We start from the raw sequence: 25,267 nt of genomic DNA on the forward strand, positions 1-25,267 counted from the left end.
GGGGACCCTGTGGGAGAGTAGGACGCCGCCGAACTCCTTTTAATAGTTAAGCCCCGTGCCCTTGTGGCACGGGGCTTTTCTGCGTTCCCGACCAGGCCGGAGGGCCCCTTACCTCTCTCAGCCCGCAGTGACCAGGTGGGTGTCGTACGCCAGGATCACTGCCTGGACGCGGTCCCTGGCACCGGTCTTCGCGAGGATGCGGGAGACGTGGGTCTTCACGGTTGATTCGGCCAGGTGCAGTCGTTCCGCGATCTCCGAGTTGGTCCAGCCCTGTCCGATGACGGTGAGGATCTCCCGTTCCCGGCCGGTGAGGGTCCCGATGCGCGAGTCCGGCGTCGCGGGTCCGCCGGGGGTGGTCGGCAGGTGCTGGACGTACGCGTCCAGGAGGCGGCGGGTCAGGCTGGGGGCGACCACCGCGTCGCCGCTCGCGACCGCACGGATGCCGGAGAGCAGTTCCTCGGGCATCGCGTCCTTGATGAGGAAGCCGCTCGCGCCGGCCCGCAGCCCGTCGTACGCGTACCGGTCCAGGTCGAACGTCGTGACGATGAGGACGCGGGTGCGGGAACCCGTCCTGATGATGCGGCGGGTCGCCTCGATGCCGTCGAGCAGGGGCATCCGGATGTCCATCAGGGCGACGTCCGGCTGGTGCCGGGCGATGAGCTGGAGCGCCTCGTGGCCGTTGGCGGCCTCGCCGACGACCGTCATGTCGTCCTGGCTCTCCAACAGCATGCGGAATCCGAAGCGTTGCATCGGCTGGTCGTCCGCGATGAGCACGGTCGTCACGAGGGGGAGTCCTCCAGAGGGAGCCGGAGCCGTACCCGCCAGCCTGTGCCGGTGGGCCGGCCCGTTTCTACGGTGCCGTCGTACAGGGAAGCGCGTTCACGCATGCCCGTGATGCCCTGCCCGGTGCCGTCGGATGCGGCGGCGCCGGGAGCAGGTGTTCCGTTGTCGGTGATCACGGCCTCCAGCTCGTTCGGCCGGTAGGTCAGGGTGACCTCGGCGGCCAGGGCGGAGTGTCCGCCGCCGTGCTTCAGCGTATTGGTCAGCGCCTCCTGCACCACCCGGTAGACCGTCAACTGCCGCCCCGCGGTGGTTGGGACGGCCGGTGGGGTGCCATGGCTGCTGAGACGTACGGGAAGGCCTGCCGTCCGTACGCCGGTGAGCAGGGTGTCCATGTCGTCGAGGGTCGGTTGCGGGGTGCGGTGGGCGCTCTCGGGGGGATCGCGCAGGACTCCGAGCAGGCGGCGGAGTTCGGCGAGGGCCTGGCGGCTGGTGGTGCCGATCGCGTCGAGGGCCTGGGCGGCCCGTTCCGGGCTCTTGGCCGCGGCGTACGCCCCGCCGTCGGCCAACCCCGTGATGACGGACAGGTTGTGGCCGATGATGTCGTGCATCTCCCGGGCGATCCGGGTCCGTTCGGCGACGGCGGCGAGCTGGGCCTGCTGGTCCCGTTCGAGTTCGAGCCGGTCGGCGCGGTCGACGAGGGCCTCCGTGTACTCCTTGCGGGTCCGGAAGACGATGCCGAACAGGGACGCGAACACGAACGCGTACAGGTGGGGGACGAAGAGCTGGTTCCAGTGCGCCGGGAAGTGGGCCGAGCCGATCGCGAGCGGGGCGAGCACGACCCCGCCGGACAGGGCCAGGGTGCGCAGCGGCAGCCGGAGCGCGATGTTGAAGACCACGATCTCCTGGAGGAAGGCGGCCTGGATGACCGCCCCCGTCCAGACGTTGACCAGTGCGAACGGGGTCATGAACAGCAGGACGGCCAGCGGGTGGCCGCGGCGCCACAGCAGCGGTGCGGAGAACGCGGCGCTCAGCAGCAGCACCAGCCGGGGGGACACGTCCGGGTCGACGGCGACGGTGCGCCAGCCACCGGAGGAGACGTCGAGTACGGCGAACAGGATCCAGAACGTGGTGAGCAGTCCGTCCCAGACGGCCGGCCTGCGCCGGTCGGCCGCGCGGATGCGCTGGAGCAGTCGCTGAATGTGCCCGGTGAGCGGGCTGGGGCGGGGTGTCCCCGCCCGGTCGGTGCCGTCGTCCCCGTAGCCCGTCATGTCCGCGTCCCCCGATCGTCCTTCGTCTCCCCCGCGATCCTTACACCCTCGTCCGGGGCCCCGTCCGCCTCATGCGTCACGTCGGCGTAGGAGGGTGGCCGCCGCGAGGAGTGCGGCCGAGGCCCAGAGGACGAGGGCGAGCAGGGCGGCGCCGTTGGAGGCGGCGTCGGGCAGCGGGGTCGCGGAGCCGAGTACGCCGGCGGCCTGGGTGGGGAAATAGCGGACGGCGGTCTCCACCGCGTCGTAGGGAAGCATGGAGAGGACCTCCGGAAGGACCATCACGCCCCCGATGAACGCGCCGATGGCGCCGGGAGTCGAGCGGAGCAGGGCGCCGAGGCCCAGGGCGATCAGGCTGAGGAGCGTGGTCCCGGCGGCGTTGCCCGCCACGGCGCGCAGGACGCCGGGATCGGTGAGGGAGGCGGCCTGGTCGGTGTCGTCGAGGAAGAACTGCGCGACGACGAAGGTGACCAGCGAGGTGGCGAGCATGGCGGTGAAGACGGTGGCGGCGAAGACCGCGGCCTTCGCCCACAGGACCGGGAGCCGTTGGGGGACGGCGGTGAGCGAGGCGCGGATCATGCCCGTCGAGTACTCGCCGGCCGTGATGAGGATGCCCAGCACGACCGTGCAGAGCGTGCCGAGTGTGGAGCCGTAGAGGACCATGACGACCGTGTCGACGTCCGAGTCGCCGCCCCCGGACGTATAGGTCGTGCCCATGAGGATGCCGACGGCGAGGACGAGAGCGGCGGCCGATCCCAGAGTGATCCAGGTTGAGCGCAGGGACCGGAGCTTGTGCCACTCGGAGCGCAGCACCCGGGCCGGGGTGATGCGGTAGGGGTGCGGGGTGACGGCCACGGTGGTCATGCGAGGGCTCCGGTCGGTTCGGGGGCGGTGATCCGGTACTCGACCGACTCCTGGGTGAGGTCCATGAAGGCCTGCTCCAGTGAGGCGGTGCGCGGCGTGAGCTCGTACAGGGGGATGGCGTGTGCGGCCGCGAGGCGGCCGATGTGGGCGGCGTCGGCGCCGCGGACCTCCAGCTCAGCGGTTTCGGTGCCGGTGGGGCCGGTGATCTCGATGCCGGGGCCCTGGAGGAGGGCGCGCAGGGCGGGGGCCTGCGGGGTGAGGACGTGGACCGAGGCGCCGCCGGACATGGCGACGAAGTCGTCGACGGTGGTGTCCGCGAGGAGGCGGCCGCGTCCGATGATGACGAGGTGGTCGGCGGTCAGCGCCATCTCGCTCATCAGGTGCGAGGAGACGAGGACCGTGCGGCCCTCCGCGGCGAGGGATCTGAGCAGGTTGCGGATCCACAGGACGCCCTCGGGGTCGAGGCCGTTGACCGGTTCGTCGAGGATGAGGACGGCCGGGTCGCCGAGCAGTGCGGCGGCGATGCCCAGCCGCTGGCCCATGCCGAGCGAGAATCCCTTGATCCGCTTCCCGGCGACCGAGGTCAGCCCGGCCAGGCCGAGGACGTGCTCGACGCGGCTGCGGGGGATGCCGTGGGTGTGGGCGAGGGACATCAGGTGGTGGAAGGCGGTGCGGCCGGGGTGGACGGAGCGGGCTTCCAGCAGGGCGCCGACTTCGGTCAGCGGTGCGCTGTGGGCGGCGTACGCGCGTCCGCCGATCGTCGAACGGCCCCGGGTGGGGGCGTCCAGGCCGAGCAGCATGCGCATGGTGGTTGATTTCCCGGCGCCGTTCGGGCCGAGGAAGCCGGTCACGGTGCCGGGGCGGACCGTGAAGTCGAGGTCCTGGACGACGGTGGTGTCCCCGTACCGTTTGGTGAGTTCGTATGCCCTGATCATGCGGTCGACGCTACGGAGCGGGCGGGCGCGGAACGTCGGACCGGGGGTGGCAGGTGGCGGTGCGCGTAGTACCGGGGTACGACGCCGGGGCCGGTGCGGGAACCCGTTTGCACGGCCGTCGGGGGCGGGTGAGGATCGGCGCATGGACTACGTGGTACGGCCGGTGCGGGCCGAGGAATGGCAGCCGGCGAAGGAACTCCGGCTGGCCGCGTTGCGGGATCCGGTGGCGCCGCTGGCGTTCCTGGAGACGTACGAGCAGGCCGTGGAGCGGCCCGACGCGTTCTGGCAGGAGCGGGCGGCCGGTGCTTCGGAGACGGGCGACGGTGAGAAGCGGCAGTTCGTCGCGGTGGCGCCGGACGGAAGCTGGGCGGGTTCGGTGACCGTGCTGGTCGAGCGGCCGGACGGGGAGGTGGTGTTCGGGGCGGCGACCGATGTGCACCAGGCCCATGTGGTCGGGGTGTTCGTACGCCCGGAGGCGCGGGGCGGGGGCGTGGCAGGGGAGCTTTTCCGGGCCGGTCTGGACTGGGCGTGGTCGCTGGGCGGGCCGAGGATCGAGCGCGTACGGCTGTATGTGCACGAGGACAACCTGCGGGCTTCCGCCTTCTACCGCCGGATCGGGTTCGTGCCGACCGGGGAGACGGTGCCGGTCCAGGGCGACCCGTTGGCTCGCGAGCTGGAGTACGCGGTGGTCCGGCCGTAGCGGTGGGGCGGGGTGGGTCAGGAGGTGGGGGTGGGTCAGGGGGTGCTCGGCGTCTGGAGTTGCTGGGTCCAGCGGGCGCGGCCCTGTTCGGGGGAGCGGAGCAGGGCGACGGTGGGCAGGCCCAGGTTGTTTCCGGTCGCCAGCAACTCGGGCAGCCGGGGCAGCGGTGCGACGGCTGCGACATCGTCGAGGACGAGCGTCATTGGTGGGTCGAGCCGACCGTCGGATGACCGTGCGGCCATGCGGCGGCCGTGCTCGACCACGTCTGAGGCGAGCGCCGTGAGCAGGGGCATGGCTCCCGGGCCCGATCGTGGATTCTCGATGGGTTCACCCACCACATAAAGCGTGCCCCCTTCGTCCGCGAAAGACTCCAGCGCGAGCGCATCGGCCCGATTGGGGGTGCAGGTGTCGCGGACATGGACCGAGGAGAGCGCGCCGAAGGCCCGGACCGTCAGTTCCCGTGCCATCTCGCGGCGTTCGGGGTGCGCGGTGAGCGCGGACTCCAGCAGTCCGGCGAGTCCGGACGCGGCCTTGGGGTGGGTACGCAGCAGCCGCACCGGTTCGTGGGCGGCGCCGCCCAGGGCCCAGCGGTGGACCTGGCGGAAGGGGCGGCCGTCGATGGCCGCGGCGTGCAGCCAGCACTGGAGGAGCGTCTCGGCGGTGTCGGCCGTCGCCGCGTCGATGCGGGCCTGCGGGCGGACCGGGGCGAGGAGGGCGGCGGCGCGGGCGGCCGCCAGGTCGGGCTGTTCGCAGCCGGTGGTGGGGGCCCAGTGGAGCCGGGCCGGGGTGTCGCAGAGGTGGCCGGGGTCGTAGATGAGGACGGGGCCCAGTTTGGCGCGGGCGTCCTTGGTCTCGGTCCAGACGCTGGGGTCCGAGGTGACGACGAGCACGGGCCCGGCGGCTTCGCCGATGGCCTGGACGACGGTGGGCCGACGGGTGGCTGCGGGGCCGTAGACGACGAGGGGGGCGCGGGGGGAGGGCACGGTGAGCGGGGCTGCGGTCGCGAGGAGTTCGGTGGTGGTGGCCGGGGTGGCGGTGGTGGCGTTTGGGGCGGTTGTGGCCTGTTGTTGTGGTTCGGGGAGGCGTTCCGTGGGGGTGGGCACTGGTGCTGGTGCTGGTGCTGGTGCCGGGGACTGATGTCCGTGCTCCTGGCCCTTCTCCAGGTCGGGGAGTTGCTGGGCGCCTCGCTCCGGCTGATGCTCCTCCAGCCGTTCCAACCGGTCCAGCCGCTGGGCGCGTTGCCGGGACCGTACGTCGCGCCAGCGTGCGACCACGCCCATGACGAAGATGGTCAGCACCACGAGCACCATCAGCTCACCGATGAACAGGCCCCAGAACAGCCCGTATCCGGAGAGCGCCCCCGCTGGGGTGGTCGGCCAGGCGGCCGGCAGGTCGTGCGGGGCCTCCACCAGGCGCCGTATGGCCAGCGGGGTTTCGGCGAGGGTGACGCCGTGCGGCCAGGCGCCGTGCGCGAGGAGTCCGGACAGTCCGGTGGCGGTCCAGGCCAGCAGTGTCAGCCCGAGCAGGAAGGACAGCAGGCCGATCAGCAGTCCGTCGGGGATGCCGCCGCTGCCGCCCGCGTTGCCGCCGGACCGTGCCTCGCCGCGCCCTGCCATGTCATGCCACCGTTGACTCGGACGACTCGTTGAGCCGCTGCTGGTTCTCGATCCGGGCCGCGCGCTGCTCCGCCTCCAGTTCGGCGGCGCGTACGTCCTCCGGGAGCAGGTCGATGGCGGAGGACTCGGTCATGGCGCGGTCGGTGAAGACGAGGGGGCGTTCGGCCTCGGTGATCAGGTGTTTGACGACCTGTACGTTGCCGTTGACGTCCCAGACGGCGATGCCAGGGGTGAGCGTGGGGATGATCTCGACCGCCCATCGGGGCAGCCCGAGCACCCGGCCGGTGGCTCTGGCCTCGTCGGCCTTCTGGGCGTAGATCGTGCGGGTCGAGGCCATCTTGAGGATGGCCGCCGCTTCCCGTGCCGCGGCTCCGTCGACGACATCGCTGAGGTGGTGGACGACGGCGACGAAGGACAGCCCGAGCCGTCGGCCGAACTTCAGCAGGCGCTGGAAGAGCTGGGCGACGAAGGGGGAGTTGATGATGTGCCAGGCCTCCTCGACCAGGAAGATGCGTTTCTTCCGGTCGGGCCTGATCCAGGTGTGCTCCAGCCAGACGCCGACGATCGCCATCAGGATCGGCATGGCGATCGAGTTGCGGTCGATGTGGGAGAGGTCGAAGACGATCAGTGGGGCGTCCAGGTCGATATCGGCGGACGTCGGCCCGTCGAACATGCCGCGCAGGTCGCCGTCGACGAGCCGGTCCAGTACGAGGGCGACGTCCAGGCCCCAGGCCCGTACGTCGTCTATGTCGACGTTCATCGCCTGGGCAGACTCGGGTTCCGGGTGGCGCAGCTGGTCGACGATGTCCATCAGGACGGGCTGGCGGTCGTTCTTCGTCTCGTTCACGAAGGCGTGCGCGACCTTGAGCGCGAAGCCGGACCGTTCGTCGAGGCCGTGGCCCATGGCGACTTCGATGATCGTGCGGAGCAGGGCGAGCTGCCCGGTCGTGGTGATCGCGGGGTCGAGCGGGTTGAGCCGGATGCCGCCGTTGAGCGCGGAGGTGGGGTCGAGGCGGATGGGGGTCAGGCCCAGTTCCTGGGCGATGAGGTTCCATTCACCGACGCCGTCCTCGCCCTGGGCGTCCAGGACGACGACCTGGCGGTCGCGGAAGCGGAGCTGGCGGAGTACGTACGTCTTCTCCAGCGCGGACTTGCCGTTGCCGGACTCACCGAGCACCAGCCAGTGCGGGGCGGGGAGCTGCTGGCCGTACAGCTGGAAGGGGTCGTAGATGTAGCCCTTGCCGGAGTACACCTCGCGGCCGATGATCACGCCGGAGTCACCGAGGCCGGGGGCGGCGGTGGGCAGGTAGACCGCCTGCGCCTGTCCGGTCGAGGTGCGGACGGGCAGCCGGGTCGTCTCCACCTTTCCGAAGAGGAAGGCGGTAAAGGCGTCCGACAACGCGGACAGCGGATCTCGCATGGCGTGACCGACCTCCCTTTCGTCTCTCTCGGTGCTCGGTGCTCGGTGCTCGGTGTTCTCGGTGCTCTAGGTGTTCTCGGTCGTGTACGGCTAGCGGCGGATGCCGGTGGCGAACGGCAGGGTGTTCACGAACGCGCGGTGGTGCTCGCGGTCGCACCACTCCAGCTTCAGGTACGACTTGCCGGCCGAGGCCCGGATCGTCCGCTTGTCGCGGGCGAGGGACTCCGGCGAACGGGACGACACGGTGATGTACCCCACCAGGTTCACCCCTGCCGCGCCGCTCGCGAGATCTTCACCCCGCTGGTCGAGCCGGCCGTGGGCGGCGATGTCGCGGGGGTCGACGGTGCGGTTCATCTTGGCCTGGCGGCTGGCCTCGGCGTCGTCGTTGGTCTTCTCGGTGAGCATCCGCTCGATGGCGATCTCGGTGGGTTCGAGATCCATGCAGACCGCGACCGTACGGATCACATCGGGCGTGTGGACCAGGAGCGGGGCCAGGAAGTTGACGCCGACGGGCGTCATCGGCCACTCCTTCACCCAGGCCGTGGAGTGGCACCAGGGGGCGCGGGTGGACGATTCGCGGGTCTTGGCCTGGAGGAACGTCGGCTCGACCGCGTCCAGTTCGGCGGGCCAGGCGTTGCGCTTCGTCATGGCCTGGATGTGGTCGATGGGGTGGTCGGGGTCGTACATCGAGTGGACGAGCGAGGCCAGGCGGCTCTGGCCGAGCGGCTGGCGTACCCGGATGTCGGCCTCGGCGAGGCGGGCGCAGATGTCGGTGAGCTCGCGCGCCATCACGACGGCGAGTCCGGCGTCCCGGTCGAGCTTGCGGCCGCCGTGGGGCCGGGCGGCGCGGGCCATGGCGTTGGCCTCTGCGGCGAGCTCGCGGTCGAACTCCATGCAGGCGACCAGGTAGGCGCGGTGCTGCTCGCTGGAGGTGGAGACCATCGACTGGAGCTGCTCGTAGGACTCCTGGAGCCAGCCGGGGGAGGCCTTGTCGCCGCGCTGGGCGACGTCCTTGGCGTGGGCGTCGGGGTCGGCGGGCAGGGTGCGGGCGAGCATCTGGATGCGGGTCACGAAGCCGTCGCCGTTGGCGACGTGCTTGAGCAGGGTGCCGAAGCGGTCGACGAGCGCTTCCTGGTCCTCGCTGTCGCGCAGCCCGACGCCGGGCCCCTCGATCTCGATCGCCGCGGTGACGGTGCGGCGGTCGGCGTGCAGCAGTACGGCGATCTCGTCGGGGCCGAAGGGCGCGGCCAGCCAGTTGATCCGGCCGATGCCGGGGGGCGGTCCGATCTCGACCTCGCGGCCGTCGGCGCTGGTGCCCGCTTCCATGGCGCCGGACTGGTAGGTGGCGCCTCGGCGCAGGGAGCGCTTGAAGCTGCGGTTGATCTCGAACCACTTGTAGAACGTCCGGTGCTTGTACGGGACGTAGACGATCGCCAGGGCGAGCAGCGGGAAGCCGGTGAGCAGCACGATCCGCATGGACAGGACCGGTACGAGCAGCCCGCTCATCATGCCGAGGAACGCCCCGCCGATGATCAGGGCGATCTCGCCGGTCTCGCGGTTCTTGCCGACCATGGCGTTGGGCCTGGCCCGGCCGATGAGATACGTACGGCGGGGCGCGATCGGATGGGACTGCGTGCTCAACGCCCGCCACCTCCTGTGCTGCTGTTACCTGAACTTCCTGATCCGCGGCGCGGGCCGCGGCTGCTGTGCGGGGTGCCGGAGGTGGGGCCGGAGCCGCTGCGGGGCGGAGGTGCGGCGGAGGGGACAGATCCGCCGCCGACCCCGCTCCCGGAGTTGCGGGAGCTGTGGGCGGCTACTCCGCCGCTGACCGGGTTGGCGGGGCGTCCGCCGCCGCTGTTGCCGCCGCCGTTGTCCTGGCCGCCGCCGCCGCGGCTGCTGTGGGTCTTGATGCCCTGGGAGACGAGAGCGGCGGGCGAGCTGATCATCGCGGCGGCCTGGGAGCCGTCGGTGGCCTGCTTGCGGTTGGTACGGGCGCCCTGGATCTCGTCGCCGAAGCCGGGGACGAAGCGGTAGATCATGCCGGAGGCGAAGATCGCGAGCAGGATGATCGCCAGTCCGGAGACGACGGCGGAGAACGCGTCCGGTCCGTCGTCGGAGGACAGCGCGCCGGCCAGGCCGAGCACGATGACGATGACGGGTTTCACCATGATCACGGCGATCATGATGCCTGCCCAGCGGCGTACGTGCCCCCACATGTTCTTGTCGACGAGCCCCGCGTACACGGCGGTTCCGAGCAGGGCGCCGACGTAGAGGAGGGCGGCCCGGATCACGAGTTCCAGCCAGAGGATGCCTGCGGCGAGGATCGACACCAGCGACACGACGATCAGCATGATCGGTCCGCCGCCGATGTCGGAGTCCTTCTTGAGCGCCTCCGCGAACGACCCGAAGAAGACGTCCGTCTGCCCGCCGGAGGACGAGGCGATGACCTCGGTGACGGCGTCAGTGGCGGAGACGATCGTGTACAGGATCAGCGGGGTGAACGCGGACGCCAGGACCGTCAGCCACAGGAACCCGATGGCCTCGGAGATGGCGGTGGTGAGCGGCACCCCGCGGATGGCGCGCTTGGCGACGGCGAGCAGCCACAGGACGAGCGTCAGCACGGTGGAGGCGGCGAAGACGATCGCGTACTGCTGGAGGAAGCGGGTGTTGGTGAAGTCGACGTTCGCGGTGCCCTTGACGGCGTCGCTGAGCTTGCCGACGATCCACGCGGCGGCGTCGGCACAGCCACGGCCCAGGGAGGTCAGGGGGTCCAGGGCGGAGTCGACGCTTTTGGGGGCGTTGGACTTGGAGGTGCGTGCGTCGCCTTCGCAGTAGTCCTTGGCGGGGCCAACGATGAGCGAGCAGTTTCCATCCCCAGAGGGAGAGCCGGAGGGGGACGGGGACGGCGTCGGTGCTGCTGCGGCGCGGGTTGCCAGAATTACCAGAGTTGCCTGGGCGCTTGCCAGGGCCGCACTCAACTTGATTGCGTGCCGGGATTTAGCGGGCATAGGTAAACCCTCCGTACTCCTCGACGGCCTTGGCGATGTCATCGGCGTTGGAGGCCGTACGGTCGGTATTGACCGGTGCCGGTCCGTCTTTCTGGGAGAAGCTGTCGACTCTCCAGTCGTTGCTCTCCCACTGGAGCTTGAGCGTCATGGTGAACCAGTCGTTGCTCACGGGATTGGTGGAGCCGACCCCAGCCGTTCCGAAGACTCCTGTGCACCACACCTCGACAGTGGCGGAAGAGCCAGAGAGCTGCGTCACCTTGGTCCCGACGGGCGCGGTCCTTGAGACGTACGTCATGCCCTCAGCTGCTTGACCGTTCTCGTCGAGGCCAACCTTGTCAAGGAAGTCCTTGCTGTACGCCTGGTTGAGCTTGGTCTCAAGCTCGTCGACTCGGCCTGCGGCGAAGACGCGGCGTACGATCTGCGTCCGGCGATCTGGCTTGAGGATGTCTGCCGATACGAGTGCCACGGAATAGTTCGCCGCCGCGCTCTGCGCCCCCTGCTCGTCATGCGCGAACCCCGAGGGAATCGAGCCGTTCTTCCCCGTCACCGGCTTCGTCCCGGTGGCCGCGGTCGGTGCGGAGCCGGCCTTCTTGGCGTCGCTTCCTCGGGCACCGTCGCCGCCGTTGCCCCCGTCGCCTCCGCCCATGTTCGCGAAGGCGATGGCGGCCAGGAGCAGGACCACCACGCCGAGGACGGTGAGGAGCGAGCGGGAGTTGCGGGCCGGGCGGCGGGGGCCGTAGCCGTCGCCGCCCTGGCCGTCGGGGAGTCGGGTGCGGGTCTGGCGCGTGCCGCCGAGGGTGCTGTAGGCGTCGTTCGAACGGCCGGAGTCGTTGCCGTAACCGTCGTCGTCGGGACTCATGCCGCGTACGCCCCCTCAACCGTTGCCTGAACCGCGTCGTAGTACGACGGTAGCCGTGCTGGTTCCCGCGCGGGCGCGGTGTGGTGACTCGACATCAGGGAGACGCAACCTCTGCCGGTGGGCACGACGGGCGGATGGTGGGGACGGGGCGGGAGTGCCCCCTGGCGCGGGCTGACGGCCGGTTAGACAGCCATCCCGTAGACGATGGTGAACAGGGTTCCCAGCGATCCGATGATGAACACACCGGTGAGACCGGCGACGATCAGTCCCTTGCCCTGCTCCGCGCTGAACGTGTCACGCAGAGCCGTCGCGCCGATGCGCTGTTTCGCCGCTCCCCAGATCGCGATGCCGAGACAGAGCAGGATGGCGATCGCCATCACCACTTCGATCATGACGCGGGCCTCGTTGCCCAAGGTCCCGAACGGCCCCCAGTTCGGGGCGATTCCGCCGATGATGGTGGTGATGTCGCCCTTTTCAGCTGCCAGGATCATTTAAGTCACCGCCCTTGCTGGGTAGTTCGGTGCCCGCACCGAACGGCACGAGTCACCCTCTATCTTCGCTGATGAATCTGCGTTCGCACGACGACTTGACGGCTCTCTTTACCCGGATCTCGCACATTTGACCGGTCTGACCGCCCTGACCTGCGGATCGAATCGGTGTGTGAGCGAATTACATATCGTTACTCTGTGTATCACGGAGGGTGACGCCGGGCAATGATCGCCATCGCGCCACCCTGGCCGAGACCGGCATCCGCGCTCGAACCGCACCTATCGGCGCATGAGTGGCGAGGTGGAGGTGTACGTCGTTCAGAGGATCGAGTGGCGGGGGTTGGGTGGGCGGGACGGTGTCGTCCAGGCCGATGGTGGCCTGAAATCGCACCAGGAGCCGTCGAAGGGAAACGTTCCGGCCTCGGCGAGCCGTGCCACCGCGTCTCCCTCGGAGCGGATGGCGACCGCTTCCTCGGCTGTCCAGTACGCGGGGTGGCCGGTCTTCTCCGCGAAGGACTGCTCGTCCTTCCACCGCCAGGTGCGGTCCGGTGCCACGTTGAGGTCCAGCTCGTGGTCAGCGATGTCGATGTCGTCGCCGTGGTGGAGCCGGCGTTCCAGATTGACGTACCAGCCGCGGAACTTCTGTCTGCGCCCGAACAGCCACAGGACGGAGTGGGCCGCGCCGGTCGGCTGGTAGAAGAGGGCGTTGCCCATCGGCCACCGGTCGGGGACCAGGGGGTAGCCCTCGGCGGGGCGTTCGTGCGGGGCGATGTCCCGCAGATGTGTGGTGCCGCACGGCAGGGCGGTCCGCCACATCGGCGTGCCGGTTTCCATCCACAGCAGCTGACCTGCGGTCGTACGTTCGACGAGGCGGACGGGAACGGAGGCGCTCAGGTGTCCACCTATGAAGAAGTTCCATTTCAGGACCTGCCCCGGCCTGCTGCCTGCTCCGGTGCCGGTGCCGGTGCCGGTTCCGGTCCCGGCACGGGCGCTCGTGCTCGTACTCGTGCTCGTACTCGTGCCGAGCCTCGTGCCGTTGGTTGCGACGTCCCTCTTGCCCGCTTTCATGCGATTGATCATGCCCGCCGTGAGGTCTTCGGACACGTGCCCGGACCCGTCAGGCGCTCGCGCTCGCGGAGGAAGCCCGAATCCACGTGGCCCGGGGCCCGGGACATCCGTCCGGTCATGACGCGGATCGTCGCATCCGACGCCGGTGTAGCGGTGGCCCGGCCCGGATCCTGCCCCGGTCGGGCGGTCCCTCACGCAGGCGCTATCCGTCGCCGGGTTCGGTGAAGTGGTCGAACGGCCCCTGGATCCAGGTGAGGTCGGCGGGGGTGGTCCGGAGTATCGCGCCGCCGGGGTCGCCTGATTCGGTGAGTATCACCGTGCCGTTGTGGGTGGCCACGTGGACGCAGGAGTTGCCCTGGGCGCAGTAGGAGCTCCAACTGCCGACGGGCGGTCTCGGGCCCACCGAACTGCATGCGCAGGGCCGCCTCGTGAATGACGGCCTGCTGGCGGGCCGGATGGTCCCGGTACAGGACAGCCTGCCGCTTGATGCGGAACGAGACCCGGTGCTCCACGTCGGGAGGCGGCAGTGCTGGTACGTCCTGGCGGAACACCTCGCGTGCGTGCTCGGGGGTCTGGAACAGGCCGGGGATGTGAACGGTCACGGCTGTACGGAGTTGCTGAGCATGGTGCTCGATCTCCGCCAGGTCGAGCAGGGGTGCGGGAAGGATCTCGCGGGTCCGGCTGGGGGTGTGGGACACCGATCCGCGCATTCCGGCGCCGTTCCGGTGGAGTGAGCAGGCGCCCGCGGAGCTCGCCGAGAGAGGGCGGGGGCTGTACCTCGTCACGCTCTACGCGGAGTGCTGGGGTGCGTACCCGATGCGCGGTGGCCTTCCGGTACAGGGCGGCAAGCTGCTGTGGGTGGAATGCGCGGCGAAGCCGGACTGCCGGTCAGGCGATCTGCCGTAGCCGTGTACGGAGGGGTGCCGGATTGCCGGTGGCTGAGAGGCGGGAGGGTGCGCGGGGCGATCGCCGAGTTCACGCATACCGGACGGCCGTTCCGTACGCCTGGTAGACCACGGTGGTTTCGATCATCGGGTCGGCCATGAGGCGCGTCCTTGTGCGGGTGTTCGTGACCGTGGTGACGCGCACCGCCATGACCGTGTCTGCCTGGTGGCTCGCGGCTGTTGCCTCCAGTTCGGACATCGCCTGGCCGAGGGAGTCGGCCTGGGCGCCCCAGATCATCCAGCTCTGGTCCACCTCCCGCCCCGGCAGCGGCGTCTCGGTGGTGGTCATGTGGACGGCGTGGGCGCGGTTCGGCATCGGAACAGTGTGGTGCCCGCCTGCCTCGCAGCGGAACCCCGGCCGGGCGGGTACTTCCGGCCACCTTCGGTCCTGCTGTTACGCCCTTTGGGGTGGTCGGGCCCCCGATGTGGGGGTGGCATCGGCCGCGATGTGCGGGGATCCCGCGCGGAGTCTTGCGTGTTGAGTGATTCCGTCTGATGGTGGTGGTTCTTGTTGCCTTCCGTTCGGAGTCGCTTCATGAGCGCATACCGTCCGAGCCGTCGTTCCGTCCTTTCGACCGGGGCAGCCCTCGCGGGCTGGGCCGTCTTCTCCGCGCAGAGACAGGCATTCGCAGCCGACGGCCCCGCCCCCGAGTGGGACGCGGAGCCGAGAGTGTTCCAGGTCGGCAGAGAGGCGGCGCGGGCCCGGCTGGTCCCGTACGGGAGCGGCTCCGACGCACTGCGCGGGAACATGGAGAAGTCGCCCTACTTCCGGTCGCTGAACGGGACCTGGCGCTTCAAGTGGTCCAAGAACCCCGACGCCCGGCCCGCCGGCTTCGAGGCGCCCGGCTACGACGACGGCGGCTGGGACCGGATCCCCGTACCGTCGAACTGGGAGATCGAGGGCTACCCGGAGCCGATCTACCTCAACATCCGCTACCCGTGGATCGGCTACGAGACCCCGGACCCGCCCGCCGTTCCGCACGACTTCAACCCGGTCGGCTCCTACCGCCGCACCTTCACCGTGCCGCGCGACTGGTCGGGCCGGCGCACCCTGATCTCGTTCCAGGGCGTGAAGTCGGCGTTCTTCCTCTGGGTCAACGGCAAGCGGGTCGGCTACAGCGAGGACAGCTACACCCCCGCCGAGTTCGACATCACAGACCACGTGCGGCCGGGCGACAACACCCTGGCCGTGGAGGTCTACCGCTGGTCCGACGGCAGTTGGCTGGAGGACCAGGACATGATCGACCTGTCCGGGATCTTCCGGGACGTCTATCTGTACGCGGTCGCGCCGGTCCACGTGCAGGACCTGTTCGTACGGACCGAGCTGGACGACGCGTACCGCGACGCGGTCCTCACGGTCACCGCGACCGTGCGGGACCGGGGCGGCGCAGGCGCGGCCGGCCACCGCATCGAGGCGGTGCTGTACGACGGCCGGGGGAGCCGCGTCGGCCGTCCGCTCACCGGGGACGTCGACCCGAAGGGCTCGGGCGGGGACACCGAGGTGACGCTGAAGGCGGACGTCTCCGCGCCCGCGCTCTGGTCGGCAGAGGACCCGAACCTCTACACCGTGGTCGTCACGCTCACCGACGGCTCCGGGCGGACGGTCGACGTCCAGCGCACCCGTACCGGCTTCCGCGAGGTCGAGTACGGGCCCGGGAAGTTCACCGTGAACGGCAGGCCCGTGATGTTCCGGGGCACCAACCGTCACGAGTCCGACCCCGACCACGGCCAGGCGATCCGCGAGCCCCGCATGCGCCAGGACATCCTGCTGATGAAGCAGCACAACATCAACGCGGTGCGCACCTCGCACTACCCCAACAACCCGCGCTGGCTGGAGCTGTGCGACGAGTACGGCCTGTACGTCATCGACGAGACGAACCTGGAGACCCACGGAGTCCGCGACACCGTTCCGGCCTCCCTGCCGGAGTGGACCGACGCCTGTGTCGACCGGATCCGCTCCATGGTCGAGCGCGACAAGAACCACCCGAGCGTCGTGGTCTGGTCGCTGGGCAACGAAGCCGGTGGCGGCTCCAACTTCCGGGCGATGGCCGACTGGGTGCACGCCAGGGACGCCTCCAGGCCCGTGCACTACGAAGGCATGAACGAGGTCGCCGACCTGCACAGCGAGATGTACACCAAGCCGGCGGACGTGGAGGCGTACGGCAAGTCGGGCAAGGACACGCCCTTCATGCTGTGCGAGTACGCGCACGCCATGGGCAACAGCAGCGGCAACCTCAAGGAGTACTGGGACATCTTCGAGCGCTACCCGAATCTGCACGGCGCGTTCGTGTGGGACTGGGTGGACCAGGCGATCCGGCTCCCCGTGCCGGGCGACGCCAAGCACACCTACCTCTCTTACGGCGGGGACTGGCACGACGGCTATCCGACCGACGCAAACTTCTGCTGCAACGGGCTGGTCGCCGCCGACCGTACGCCGCACCCCGGTCTGCTGGAGCTCAAGAAGGTCTACCAGCCGGTCGCGGTCGCCGCGGCGGACCTCGCGGCCGGGACGGTCACCGTACGGAACAAGCACCTGTTCAGCGGCCTGGACGCGTACGAGCTGCGCTGGGACGTCAGCTGCGACGGCCGCAGCGTGCAGCACGGCAGGCTCGCCGCGCCGAAGGTGTCGCCCGGCGGCGAGGGCACCGTACGCATCCCGTACCGGAAGCCGGCGAAGCCCGAGCCGGGCGCCGAGTACTGGCTGAACGTCGCCTTCGTACTGAAGGCGAAGGCGACGTGGGCGGAGGCCGGGCACACCGTGGCCGCCGAGCAGCTCGCGCTCGACTGGCACACCTCCGCCCCTGCGGACCCGGCCCCGGAGACGCTGCCCGCCCTCACCCTGGACGAGACCGACGCACGCGTAAAGATCAGCGGGCGCGACGCGGAGGTGGTCCTGGACAAGTCCACCGGGACGCTGGCCTCGTACCGGGTGAAGGGCCGGCTGCTGCTGGCGGGCGGCCCGGTGCCGAACTTCTGGCGCGGGCCCACCGACAACGACATCGGCCGGGGCGCCCAGGACTCCCTGCGTACCTGGCGGGACGCCGGTACAGAGCGCGAGGTGACCTCCGTCAGGACCGGTCAGCCGTCTCCCGGAGTCGTCACCGTCGAGGTGGCGTGCACCCTGCCCACCGCCCCGGCCACATCCACCTGGACCACCGTGTTCACCGTCCGCGGGGACGGCGAGATCCGGATCCGGCACACCCTGGAGGCCGCCGCCGGGCTGCCCGATCTGCCCATGGTGGGTGCGCTGCTGACCGTCCCGGAGGGCTTCGAGCAGATCGACTGGTATGGACGCGGCCCGCAGGAGAACTACTGGGACCGGCACACCGGCGCCTTCGTGGGCCGCTACCGCTCCACGGTCGACGAGCAGGTCGCGCCCTACGTCCGGCCCGAGCAGACCGGCAACATGACCGACGTGCGGACGCTGTCGCTGACGGACCGCTCCGGCACCGGGCTGCTGGTCCGGGCCGACCCCGGCGAGGACGAACCCATGCTGGAGACGAGCGTCCTGCACTACTCGCCGTTCGACCTGGAGGGGCCGAAGCACCCCTACGAGCTGAAGCGGCGCGACGAGACCGTCCTGGGCGTCAACCACCGGCAGATGGGGGTCGGCGGCAACGACTCCTGGGGAGCCCCGCCGCTCGCGGAGTACCTGCTGCACGCCGGGCGCACGTACACCTACGCCTACCGCTTGCGGTCCGCGTAGCAGAGCCGTACATCCACCGGCCCGGGGAGTTGAATGCCCCGGGCCGGCGGCCGTCCGGCCGCCTTCGCGGCTGCCCGCGGGCGGATACCGTTCTCTCCTGGTCCCGGATCCGGATGCCGGTGGTGCGGCGCGGCCGGCGTCATCCGTCGTGAGGTCGCGACGAATGATGCCGGTGCCCGTGTCCTCGACGACTGAACCGCGTTAGGAGAGATGTGCCCAAGACTGTCATCTCGCAAGAGACCGCCGCCTCGAAGCCCGTCGAACCCACCCTGCCGCCCTTTCTGCTGACGAACGGGCAGGGGGAGGCCGCACGCGCGCTCCTGTCGTACGTGGCCGGGTTGCCGCTCGGGTCCGTCGACGCGCAGTTCCTCGCCGTCGTCGTGGCCATCCGGGCCGCACGGGGTGGTGTCGGCAACGTCACCGGCACCGACGTGCGCTCGTTGCGGCTGGAGGACCCGCGCCGGGCCGTGGCCGATCTGGAGGCCGCCGGATGGGAGGTACCCGGTCCGCTGGTCGACGGGGAGCAGGACGTCCCGGTGGGGATCAGGGTGCCGGGCATGAACCGGGAGGCGGACCACCCGCTGCCCTTGGGCAAGGGCACACGGTCGCGGGTGTCGGGATGGGCCATGCGCGCGCGGATCGCGAAGCCGGTCAAGAAGGCGTCGCCGGCGATCCGGCTGGCGGCCCTGTTCCTGGCGGCCCACAGCACCTCCGAGCTGCACGGCCGGATCCCCGGCCACCTGCCGGAGGCCTGCCGCGCCGCCGGGCCCGAACTCGCCGCCAAGGGGTTCCTCGCGGAGCTCTCCGGCGACGCGTACCGCCTCGACCCGGTGGTGCGTCACCTCGCGGGCAGGTTCCGTACCCCCGAGGAGATCGCGGAGGAGGCGCGCGTCGAGGCGAGCCGCCCGCCTGCAGACCCGGAGCCGGACCAGATCACCCCGGCCGCGTGGGACGCGTGGAAGTCCGGTACGAGTCCGGCTCTGCGGCGGCACGTGGAGGCGGTCGAGCAGTGCCCGCTGTGCCGGTTCCCCATGGGCCGGGTGGCGAAGGCGTTCATGTACCCGCCGGCCGACATCCCCGCCCCCCGGTCCGTACTCACCGCCTACGACGCCTGGGAGGACGGCCATCCCGACCGTGGTCCGCAGGCCGCCGGCTTCGCCGCCGACTTCCGCGCGGAACACGGGCACGGCCCCTCGTACGGGCAGTTGTGCAAGGGCCTCGGCTGGAAGCTGTCGCGCTCGCTGCGCGGGTTCGTCGTGCACCGGATCGTCGCGGAGGACTGGCTGACCGACACCTCGCCGGTGCCGTGGACGCTGCGTCCGGGGCGGGTCGCCCAGGCCCACGGCATCGCCCTGCCGGGGCAGGCGGCGCGCATCACTCGCTGATCAGCGGTCAGGCATCGAGCGGAGAGGGTGACGCCTTCGTGGCGCCGCGTGCGGAGAGGGTCAGCTTCGCCGCGATGAGGAGTGCGGCGAGGATGCCCGTGACCAGGATGGGCGAGGGAGCGAACGTCGCGGCGAGGATGGCGGCGACCGCGACCGGGTGCACGGCGTCGGCGGCGTCGATCCGCACCGGGGTGGGGTGGTGCAGCAGCCACACGAGGGCGACGAAGAGCGCGACCGGAACGGTGTAGACCGAGGCCGCCGCGTGGTCGGAGAGATGGCCGTGGCCCGTGGCGTGGGCGACGTTGAGCGCGAGTCCGGCGCCGACGGCGGCCGCGGAGGCGAAGACGAAGTAGTGCCCGTAGCCCCAGAGGAGCGCGACGCGGAGGGTGGTGAGCCGCTGCGGCGCGTTCTGTGCGAAGTACAGCCACCACAGGGCGAACACGGTCAGGATGCCTCCGACGACGAGCGCGGCGAGGTCACCGAGCGCCGCGTGGGTGTCGAGCGAGGCGCGTACGGCACCGGTGGCGGCGGTGATCGACTCACCCAGCACGATCAGCGTGAACAGTCCGTACCGCTCGGCGATGTGGTGCGGGTGCCAGGTGGTGGTGGCTGCCCGCTCTGCCCATACGGGGACGGCGATCTCCGCGACCACGAGGACCGCGAACGTCGCGAGTCCGCTGCCTTCGGGCAGGGCCAGGCGTACGACCCAGCCGACCTGCACCACGAGGATGCCCACGGCGTAGCGCAGGCAGCTGCGGCGTCGTTCGGGGTCGGCACGGGCGGCGCGCAGCCACTGGGCGACCATCGCCAGCCGCATGATGACGTAGCCCCAGGTGATGACGGTGAAGTCCTCGCGCTGAACCGCCTCGGTCGCGCCGGCGGCCAGGACGAGTGCGCCGGTGATCTGCAGGAGGGTGAGCAGCCGGTACGGCACGTCGTCGGTGTCGTAAGCGGAGGCGAACCAGGTGAAGTTCATCCAGGCCCACCAGATCGCGAAGAACACCATCGCGTAGCCGAGGACGCCGTGGCCGATGCGTCCCTCCGCCAGTTCGTGCTCGAACGCCGTCGCCGCCTGGGCGACCGCGGTGACGAAGCAGAGGTCGAAGAAGAGCTCCAGCATGGTCGCGGTGCGGTGCTGCTCGTCGGCCGGGCGGGCGACCATCGGGCGGAGCCACGCGGACTCGTTGCGGGCGGGTTGGGAATGGCTCATGGGGGCGCATTCTTCCCGCTGGGGGCGGCGGGGGGCGTACAGCCACGCCCCGGCCGTCGGACGCCCGCCCGACGATGACGGCCCGTCACGTCCACTGGTACATGGTCATGGTGTCTTCACCGTTGGGCCACAGGCGCTCGACCGATCTTCACCGCCGGGCCGGGTGGTGGCTAGCGTCCGACCCCGAAGGCATCGGGAGAGCCGGGGACGTCCGTCGTCCCGTCCGATGCGAATCCCGGAGAGGATGAGGATGCACATGCGTGCCGTTTCTCGCAGGACGCAGGCACTGGTCACAGCCGTGGGGATGACTGCCGCGACGCTCTCGCTGGCTGTTGCCACGAGCGCCCCCGCTCAGGCGGCTGTCGTGGTCTGCAACACCACGGCCCTGAAGTACACCGGAAACTACGAGTACGTCAGAGTGCCGACCAACTCAAGCAGCGGGATCGGCTGCAACCTGAGCCTGGGCAAGGGTTCCAAGGCCACGGTCAAGGCGTTGCAGGACGCGATCGTGACCTGTTACTCATCGAGCGCGGCCGCCCGGCTGATCGAGGAGAGCGGCGGCATCGACGGCTCCTACGGCCCGGCGACCGTGAAGGCCGTCAAGTCCCTGCAGAAGAACCAGCTTCACTTCACGGGGAGCAACGTCGACGGCGTGTACGGGCCGAAGACGCGCAACGCCATGATGTGGCAGGTACTCGGCAGCAAGGGCGCGCCGTTCTACCCGTGGATGTGCAAGAACCCGACCCAGGTGTGACGCACCGAGTGGGGGTGTGAACCGGTCCACCGTTCGGGTGATCCCCGCGTGGCGGGACCGGCCCGAGAGGCCCGGGGAGCAGGGGATTTCCTGCTCCCCGGGCCTTTGCGCGCCGTCCGGTCCGGCGTGTCGCGGTCGCCCCTTTTGGCACAGTGCCGCTCCACGATCAAGGAACGGGGTGAGCGGGGTGAGCGGTATGGCCGTGGTGGGGCAGCCCGGGGGGCGGCAGAGGCTGAGCGAACTGGTGGGCGGGTCTGGTGGGTCAGCGGGGTCTGGCGGTTCGGGTGCGGCTGGTGGTTCTGCTGGGGACCAGCTTCGGCACAGCGGAGGGGTGTGGGTCCGGGCTGCCGGGGGCGCGGAGGGGATGGCCGTGCACCTCGGGCCGGTGAAGGCGGAACTCGCGGCGGCGCACGAGGGACTGCTCGCCGGCACGGCCGAGCTGAGCGCCCTGGCGGAGCTGGGGAGCGTGCGGGAGTCGTGGGAGCGGCGCTTCGAGTCCGCGCGCCGGGAGTGCGGGTCCCTGGCGGGGAACCTGCGGGGCGTCGCACGGGCCCAGGGCGAGACGAACGAGACCGTGAGGTCGTCCTTCACACCCGTGGCGAGGCCGGAGTGGGGAGTCGTACGTTGACGCCGCCGGTGCCGAGTTCCACGCTGACCTGGGCGCAGTTACGGGACCTGAGGTGCGCCGAGCTGGAGGGTGCGGCCGACGGATGGGGAAAGGCGAGCAACCGCGCCGACGCCGGACGGGACCGGATCGAGAAGCAGCTGCTGAACGGCCTGCGCGAGACCCAGCGGGGCGCGGCGGCGGACGCGGCGGTCGGCAGGCTGCGGCAGCTGAGCCAGAACCTGCAGTACGTGTACACGGAGTGCGGCTTGGTCCGTACGGCGCTGAACAGCCTCGCCCACGAGATGAGGGCCCAGCAGCGGGCGTTGCGGGACGCGCTGGACGATGCGGAGGCGCTGAGGTTCACCGTCCACGCGGACGGCTCGGTGACGTACCCGGAGGCGGGGGAGGGCCTGGTCGACGGCAAGCCGTTGCCGGGTGGCACGGCGTCGGTCACGGCTTCACCGGGACTGCTGCCGCCGTCGGGGCTGGTGGCGCCGAACCCGAACGCGGGCAAGGCGCAGGACATCGCGGACCGGGTGACGAAAGCCGTACGGACGGCGGCCGAGATCGACTGGCGGTTCGCCGGAATCCTGCGGGACCTGAAGGCCGAGGAGGGCCTGAAGGTCCCGGACCGGACATGGACGGACGCGGCGGGGGACGCGGCAGCGGTACGGGATGCGGCACGCGGCTACCTGAAGTCGGGCATCCCGCGCGATGCGAGCCCGGCGGCGCGCAAGGCGTGGTGGGCGGGCCTGACGGACGAACAGCGCGAGGAGTACCTCGCGGTGTACCCGGACCAGATCGGCAACCTGGACGGCATCCCGGCCCTGGTCCGCGACACGGCCAACCGCGACAACCTCCAACTGCTGATCGGCAAGCTGGAGGGGCAGGACGATGCGGACGCGGAGACGAAGCTGGCGGGGCTGCGAGAGATCGACCGGCAACTGAAGGAGGGCCGGCAGCCCCCGATGTTCCTGCTCGGCATCGGGGACGAGGGGAACGGCCGTGCGATTGTCTCGTACGGGAATCCGGATACGGCTCGAAATGTTTCGGCCTATGTGCCTGGGCTGAATACGTCGTTGGATGAGGACTTCGCGCGGAATGACCTCAAGCGGGCCCGGGATACCGCAAAGGGGGCCAATAAGTATGATCATTCTAGTGCGGCGATTGTTTGGCTTGGTTACGACGCGCCGCAGAGTGTGGATGGCCTTGACAGTCTCGACGTGATGGGGGACGAGAGGGCTGAGAGAGGTGGGGACGCCTTCAATCAATTCATGGGTGGGATTTCAGCTACGAATGAGAACGAGGATCAGCATCTCACCGCGATTGGGCATTCCTATGGTTCGCGTACTGTGGGTGCGGCTACTCAGCAAGGGGGAGGAATTCCAGGGGTTGACGACATCATTCTCGTTGGAAGTCCTGGAGTTGGTGTGGATCGAGCAGAGGACCTCGGAGTGGGCAAGGGGCATGTTTTCGTCGGTGCGGCAGAGAACGATGTCGTGACCAAGCTCCCATCAAAGAATCAAGGCATTGCCGGCGCCGTGGGTTGGGCTGCGGCCGGACCCGCTGGTGCTTATCTCATGGGTGATATTGCAGATCCAGGGGACGACGATCTCTGGTTCGGAAGAGATCCGGCAAGTGAAGCATTCGGCGCTAGGCGCTTTCCGGTAGGCGAGGGTCCCCGACTTGTTAGCGGTAGTGGGGTCTCCATCGATGCGCATTCGCAGTATTTCGATCCCCAACGAGATGCTGTGTCAGCTGACAGTATTGCGTTGATTACTGCTGGGCGAGCCGACAAGGTGAAGATTGAGGGCTCTCGGTGAAATATCGCAACTTGGATGGGATTTGGGTGCTCCTCCTGTGCCTGCAACTATCGGGTTGTGCGACGAATTATCGTTTATCTGAAGAAGATAGGCACACGAAGATGGATATGCAAGAGGCGGCAGGCCGTGCGGACAGCATTCTCGATGCTGTTCTGGGGGAGGTGAAGCCGAAAGTGCATTGGGCCCATGGTCCAACTAGCATCGGTGGCTGCGACGTGTCGAGAATGCGGGTTGTTATGACAATCGTGTCCGATGGTCGGCGCGGTAGCTTTCTAGGTGTGGTGGACCGTTTCTGGCGAAAGAATGGGTACAGGATTAAGGCTGTTAACAAGGATGCAGATTTCCCTGCGATCTACGCTCAAACGAGCGATGGATTTGGTGTGACTCTGAGTGTCGGAGGGGAGGGCCAAGCCTTCTTCGAGGTGGACAGTCCCTGCGTGGAGGAGTCCGAAGTGGCGGAGTCGACAACACCGCCCAACGGTCCGTCCTACGAGGGCGTCTACCCGCTGCCCCGCCCCAACGTCCGCTCCGACTTCTGGTCCGCCGGAGCGCCCTGATGCTCCATCAGTGACCCCGATGACTCGCACACACCGTCGAAAACACCCATGAACCCCTCCCCGATGGGGGAAGGTTGAGGGGTGCGGAAATTCTGGTTGGTGGGTGGGATCGGCGTCGGGGCCGCCATGTGCTTCGTGGCGTTGCTCGTTGTCGGGACGTACTCCGCCGCGGCCGGCCTCGGGGGCGGCGGTGGCGGGGCTGTCGGGCTGGCCAAGGGAGCCGTGCCGGCCAAGTACCAGCCACTCGTGGAGAAGTGGGGCAACCTCTGTCCCGCCATCAACCCCGCCCTCCTCGCCGCCCAGCTGTACCAGGAGAGCGGCTGGGATCCGGGCGCCAAGAGTCCCGCCGCCGCGCAGGGCATCGCGCAGTTCATCCCCGGGACCTGGGCCGGACACGGCATCGACGGGGACAACGACGGCGACCGGGACGTCTGGGATCCCGCCGACGCGATTCCGTCCGCCGCCTCGTACGACTGCGAACTGGCCGGGTACGTGAAGAAGGTTCCGGGGGACGCGACCGACAACATGCTGGCCGCCTACAACGCGGGCGCGTACCGGGTGATCAAGGCGGGCGGGGTCCCGGGCATCTCGGAGACCGAGAACTACGTCAAGATCATCCGGTCCCTGGAGAAGAGCTTCGCCAAACCCGTGGGCCGGGTGCAGCCCTCTCAGCAGGCGGCGGGTGCCATCTACTTCGCGCAGAAGAAGCTCGGGACGAAGTACCTGTGGGGCGGCAACGGCACGGCGGAGCAGGGCGGACGGTTCGACTGTTCGGGGCTGACGCAGGCCGCGTACCGGACGGTGGACATCGAGCTGCCGCGGGTGGCGAACGACCAGTACAACGCCGGACCGCACCCCTCGCGCGACGAGTTGCTCCCCGGTGACCTGGTCTTCTTCTCCGACGACCTGGCCAACTCGCGCGCCATCCACCACGTGGGCCTGTACGTTGGCGGCGGGTACATGATCAACGCGCCGTACACCGGTGCCGTGATCCGGTTCGACAAGATCGACTCGCCCGACTACTTCGGTGCGACACGCGTCACAAAGGACGGCGCCGCGGCTCTTCCGACCACGCAGCCGGCCGCTTGACCGGTGGGCGGCGGTGGCTGGAACTCTCTGTGAAGCCTGGGCCCTGAGCTGCGACGATGAGTCACTCTTCGATAACGTCATGGTGATCATTCGGTGGAGAGTGGAACGTACGCACGGAACGCGTCGTTCTCTGGTTGGACCGGGACAGCGGCCACTGACCGAGCGTCGTCCCACGTACGTGATCGA

At 69.6% G+C, this 25,267-nt stretch carries 22 protein-coding genes and 1 pseudogene; 8 read left to right on the forward strand and 15 right to left on the reverse strand.

What is annotated here, in order from left to right:
* Positions 1–117 precede the first annotated feature (117 nt).
* The 4 genes from ACZ601_RS29320 to ACZ601_RS29335 all read right to left on the reverse strand — a co-directional run bounded on the left by ACZ601_RS29320 (position 118) and on the right by ACZ601_RS29335 (position 3,847).
* On the reverse strand, positions 118–783 hold the full coding sequence (locus ACZ601_RS29320) for a response regulator (RefSeq protein ID WP_469543557.1): 666 nt from the start codon (positions 781–783) through the stop codon (positions 118–120).
* Positions 780–2,051: a sensor histidine kinase gene (locus tag ACZ601_RS29325; RefSeq protein ID WP_469543560.1), complete on the reverse strand. Its 1,272-nt coding sequence runs from the start codon at positions 2,049–2,051 to the stop codon at positions 780–782. The genes ACZ601_RS29320 and ACZ601_RS29325 overlap by 4 nt, the downstream gene beginning before the upstream one ends.
* Before the next feature lie 69 nt (positions 2,052–2,120).
* The gene (locus ACZ601_RS29330; protein ID WP_469543563.1) at positions 2,121–2,912 is read right to left on the reverse strand and encodes an ABC transporter permease; all 792 of its coding nucleotides are present in this window, start codon (positions 2,910–2,912) and stop codon (positions 2,121–2,123) included.
* Positions 2,909–3,847: an ATP-binding cassette domain-containing protein gene (locus ACZ601_RS29335; protein ID WP_469543567.1), complete on the reverse strand. Its 939-nt coding sequence runs from the start codon at positions 3,845–3,847 to the stop codon at positions 2,909–2,911. Before ACZ601_RS29335 ends, ACZ601_RS29330 begins: the two co-directional genes overlap by 4 nt.
* Before the next feature lie 142 nt (positions 3,848–3,989).
* Here ACZ601_RS29335 and ACZ601_RS29340 point away from each other — a divergent pair, with 142 nt between their 5' ends.
* Positions 3,990–4,547, forward strand: a complete 558-nt coding sequence (locus ACZ601_RS29340) for a GNAT family N-acetyltransferase (protein WP_469543568.1) — start codon at positions 3,990–3,992, stop codon at positions 4,545–4,547.
* 35 nt (positions 4,548–4,582) lie between these two features.
* On the opposite strand, the gene ACZ601_RS29345 is transcribed toward ACZ601_RS29340, so the two are convergent.
* The 10 genes and pseudogenes from ACZ601_RS29345 to ACZ601_RS29390 all read right to left on the reverse strand — a co-directional run bounded on the left by ACZ601_RS29345 (position 4,583) and on the right by ACZ601_RS29390 (position 14,266).
* The gene (locus ACZ601_RS29345; RefSeq protein WP_469543571.1) at positions 4,583–6,163 is read right to left on the reverse strand and encodes a type IV secretory system conjugative DNA transfer family protein; all 1,581 of its coding nucleotides are present in this window, start codon (positions 6,161–6,163) and stop codon (positions 4,583–4,585) included.
* A gap of 1 nt (position 6,164) precedes the next feature.
* A complete protein-coding gene (locus tag ACZ601_RS29350) occupies positions 6,165–7,583 on the reverse strand; it encodes an ATP-binding protein (RefSeq protein ID WP_327338147.1) in 1,419 nt (472 codons plus the stop codon).
* 90 nt (positions 7,584–7,673) lie between these two features.
* Positions 7,674–9,224 (reverse strand): SCO6880 family protein, encoded by a 1,551-nt coding sequence (locus ACZ601_RS29355; RefSeq protein WP_440578599.1) that lies wholly within the window; start codon positions 9,222–9,224, stop codon positions 7,674–7,676.
* Positions 9,221–10,591 carry a hypothetical protein gene (locus ACZ601_RS29360; protein ID WP_469543575.1) on the reverse strand — a complete coding sequence of 457 codons (1,371 nt, stop codon included), beginning with the start codon at positions 10,589–10,591 and terminating at the stop codon, positions 9,221–9,223. The genes ACZ601_RS29355 and ACZ601_RS29360 overlap by 4 nt, the downstream gene beginning before the upstream one ends.
* Positions 10,581–11,450, reverse strand: coding sequence for a DUF8175 domain-containg protein (locus ACZ601_RS29365; protein ID WP_469543579.1), 870 nt, complete (start codon positions 11,448–11,450; stop codon positions 10,581–10,583). The genes ACZ601_RS29360 and ACZ601_RS29365 overlap by 11 nt, the downstream gene beginning before the upstream one ends.
* A gap of 182 nt (positions 11,451–11,632) precedes the next feature.
* Positions 11,633–11,941 carry a hypothetical protein gene (locus tag ACZ601_RS29370; RefSeq protein ID WP_024493027.1) on the reverse strand — a complete coding sequence of 103 codons (309 nt, stop codon included), beginning with the start codon at positions 11,939–11,941 and terminating at the stop codon, positions 11,633–11,635.
* A 315-nt stretch (positions 11,942–12,256) separates the two neighbouring features.
* Positions 12,257–13,006: a ribonuclease FAU-1 family protein gene (locus ACZ601_RS29375; protein WP_469543582.1), complete on the reverse strand. Its 750-nt coding sequence runs from the start codon at positions 13,004–13,006 to the stop codon at positions 12,257–12,259.
* Positions 13,007–13,208: 202 nt separating this feature from the next.
* Positions 13,209–13,409, reverse strand: a complete 201-nt coding sequence (locus ACZ601_RS29380) for a DUF397 domain-containing protein (RefSeq protein ID WP_440578281.1) — start codon at positions 13,407–13,409, stop codon at positions 13,209–13,211.
* Positions 13,369–13,680: pseudogene (locus ACZ601_RS29385) on the reverse strand (Scr1 family TA system antitoxin-like transcriptional regulator); the annotation flags it as partial. The gene ACZ601_RS29380 and the pseudogene ACZ601_RS29385, both read right to left, overlap by 41 nt.
* Positions 13,681–13,981: 301 nt before the next feature.
* Positions 13,982–14,266 carry a hypothetical protein gene (locus tag ACZ601_RS29390; protein WP_469543585.1) on the reverse strand — a complete coding sequence of 95 codons (285 nt, stop codon included), beginning with the start codon at positions 14,264–14,266 and terminating at the stop codon, positions 13,982–13,984.
* Between the two features lie 219 nt (positions 14,267–14,485).
* Here ACZ601_RS29390 and lacZ point away from each other — a divergent pair, with 219 nt between their 5' ends.
* Both lacZ and ACZ601_RS29400 read left to right on the forward strand, forming a co-directional pair.
* On the forward strand, positions 14,486–17,656 hold the full coding sequence (lacZ, locus tag ACZ601_RS29395; protein WP_469543588.1) for a beta-galactosidase, LacZ type: 3,171 nt from the start codon (positions 14,486–14,488) through the stop codon (positions 17,654–17,656).
* Positions 17,657–17,868: 212 nt separating this feature from the next.
* Positions 17,869–19,041, forward strand: coding sequence for a hypothetical protein (locus ACZ601_RS29400; protein ID WP_469543591.1), 1,173 nt, complete (start codon positions 17,869–17,871; stop codon positions 19,039–19,041).
* A 7-nt stretch (positions 19,042–19,048) separates the two neighbouring features.
* On the opposite strand, the gene ACZ601_RS29405 is transcribed toward ACZ601_RS29400, so the two are convergent.
* The gene (locus ACZ601_RS29405; RefSeq protein WP_469543594.1) at positions 19,049–20,251 is read right to left on the reverse strand and encodes a low temperature requirement protein A; all 1,203 of its coding nucleotides are present in this window, start codon (positions 20,249–20,251) and stop codon (positions 19,049–19,051) included.
* Between the two features lie 304 nt (positions 20,252–20,555).
* Between ACZ601_RS29405 and ACZ601_RS29410 the strand changes: the two genes are divergently transcribed.
* From ACZ601_RS29410 to ACZ601_RS29430, 5 genes are all read left to right on the forward strand, one after another.
* Entirely contained in the window at positions 20,556–21,005 is a 450-nt protein-coding gene (locus ACZ601_RS29410; protein WP_469543597.1) for a peptidoglycan-binding domain-containing protein, read from the forward strand.
* Positions 21,006–21,369: 364 nt separating this feature from the next.
* Positions 21,370–21,633, forward strand: a complete 264-nt coding sequence (locus ACZ601_RS29415) for a hypothetical protein (RefSeq protein ID WP_469543600.1) — start codon at positions 21,370–21,372, stop codon at positions 21,631–21,633.
* The gene (locus ACZ601_RS29420) at positions 21,630–23,435 is read left to right on the forward strand and encodes an alpha/beta hydrolase (protein ID WP_469543603.1); all 1,806 of its coding nucleotides are present in this window, start codon (positions 21,630–21,632) and stop codon (positions 23,433–23,435) included. The genes ACZ601_RS29415 and ACZ601_RS29420 overlap by 4 nt, the downstream gene beginning before the upstream one ends.
* Positions 23,436–23,536: 101 nt before the next feature.
* Positions 23,537–23,992 (forward strand): hypothetical protein, encoded by a 456-nt coding sequence (locus ACZ601_RS29425; protein ID WP_469544016.1) that lies wholly within the window; start codon positions 23,537–23,539, stop codon positions 23,990–23,992.
* A gap of 126 nt (positions 23,993–24,118) precedes the next feature.
* Positions 24,119–25,081 carry a C40 family peptidase gene (locus ACZ601_RS29430; protein ID WP_242436523.1) on the forward strand — a complete coding sequence of 321 codons (963 nt, stop codon included), beginning with the start codon at positions 24,119–24,121 and terminating at the stop codon, positions 25,079–25,081.
* Positions 25,082–25,267: the final 186 nt, after the last annotated feature.

Source organism: Streptomyces sp. NPDC104307, assembly GCF_055584045.1.

Excerpts from the sequence above, each read along its gene's own strand:
- ACZ601_RS29360 (WP_469543575.1), bottom strand. The coding sequence starts at position 10,591 with ATGCCCGCTAAATCCCGGCACGCAATCAAGTTGAGTGCGGCCCTGGCA.
- ACZ601_RS29430 (WP_242436523.1), top strand. The coding sequence starts at position 24,119 with ATGTGCTTCGTGGCGTTGCTCGTTGTCGGGACGTACTCCGCCGCGGCC.
- ACZ601_RS29325 (WP_469543560.1), bottom strand. The coding sequence starts at position 2,051 with ATGACGGGCTACGGGGACGACGGCACCGACCGGGCGGGGACACCCCGC.
- ACZ601_RS29350 (WP_327338147.1), bottom strand. The coding sequence starts at position 7,583 with ATGCGAGATCCGCTGTCCGCGTTGTCGGACGCCTTTACCGCCTTCCTC.
- ACZ601_RS29370 (WP_024493027.1), bottom strand. The coding sequence starts at position 11,941 with ATGATCCTGGCAGCTGAAAAGGGCGACATCACCACCATCATCGGCGGA.
- lacZ (WP_469543588.1), top strand. The coding sequence starts at position 14,486 with ATGAGCGCATACCGTCCGAGCCGTCGTTCCGTCCTTTCGACCGGGGCA.
- ACZ601_RS29330 (WP_469543563.1), bottom strand. The coding sequence starts at position 2,912 with ATGACCACCGTGGCCGTCACCCCGCACCCCTACCGCATCACCCCGGCC.
- ACZ601_RS29415 (WP_469543600.1), top strand. The coding sequence starts at position 21,370 with ATGGCCGTGCACCTCGGGCCGGTGAAGGCGGAACTCGCGGCGGCGCAC.
- ACZ601_RS29410 (WP_469543597.1), top strand. The coding sequence starts at position 20,556 with ATGACTGCCGCGACGCTCTCGCTGGCTGTTGCCACGAGCGCCCCCGCT.
- ACZ601_RS29365 (WP_469543579.1), bottom strand. The coding sequence starts at position 11,450 with ATGAGTCCCGACGACGACGGTTACGGCAACGACTCCGGCCGTTCGAAC.
- ACZ601_RS29345 (WP_469543571.1), bottom strand. The coding sequence starts at position 6,163 with ATGGCAGGGCGCGGCGAGGCACGGTCCGGCGGCAACGCGGGCGGCAGC.
- ACZ601_RS29340 (WP_469543568.1), top strand. The coding sequence starts at position 3,990 with ATGGACTACGTGGTACGGCCGGTGCGGGCCGAGGAATGGCAGCCGGCG.
- ACZ601_RS29390 (WP_469543585.1), bottom strand. The coding sequence starts at position 14,266 with ATGCCGAACCGCGCCCACGCCGTCCACATGACCACCACCGAGACGCCG.
- ACZ601_RS29335 (WP_469543567.1), bottom strand. The coding sequence starts at position 3,847 with ATGATCAGGGCATACGAACTCACCAAACGGTACGGGGACACCACCGTC.
- ACZ601_RS29405 (WP_469543594.1), bottom strand. The coding sequence starts at position 20,251 with ATGAGCCATTCCCAACCCGCCCGCAACGAGTCCGCGTGGCTCCGCCCG.
- ACZ601_RS29425 (WP_469544016.1), top strand. The coding sequence starts at position 23,537 with ATGGATATGCAAGAGGCGGCAGGCCGTGCGGACAGCATTCTCGATGCT.
- ACZ601_RS29375 (WP_469543582.1), bottom strand. The coding sequence starts at position 13,006 with ATGAAAGCGGGCAAGAGGGACGTCGCAACCAACGGCACGAGGCTCGGC.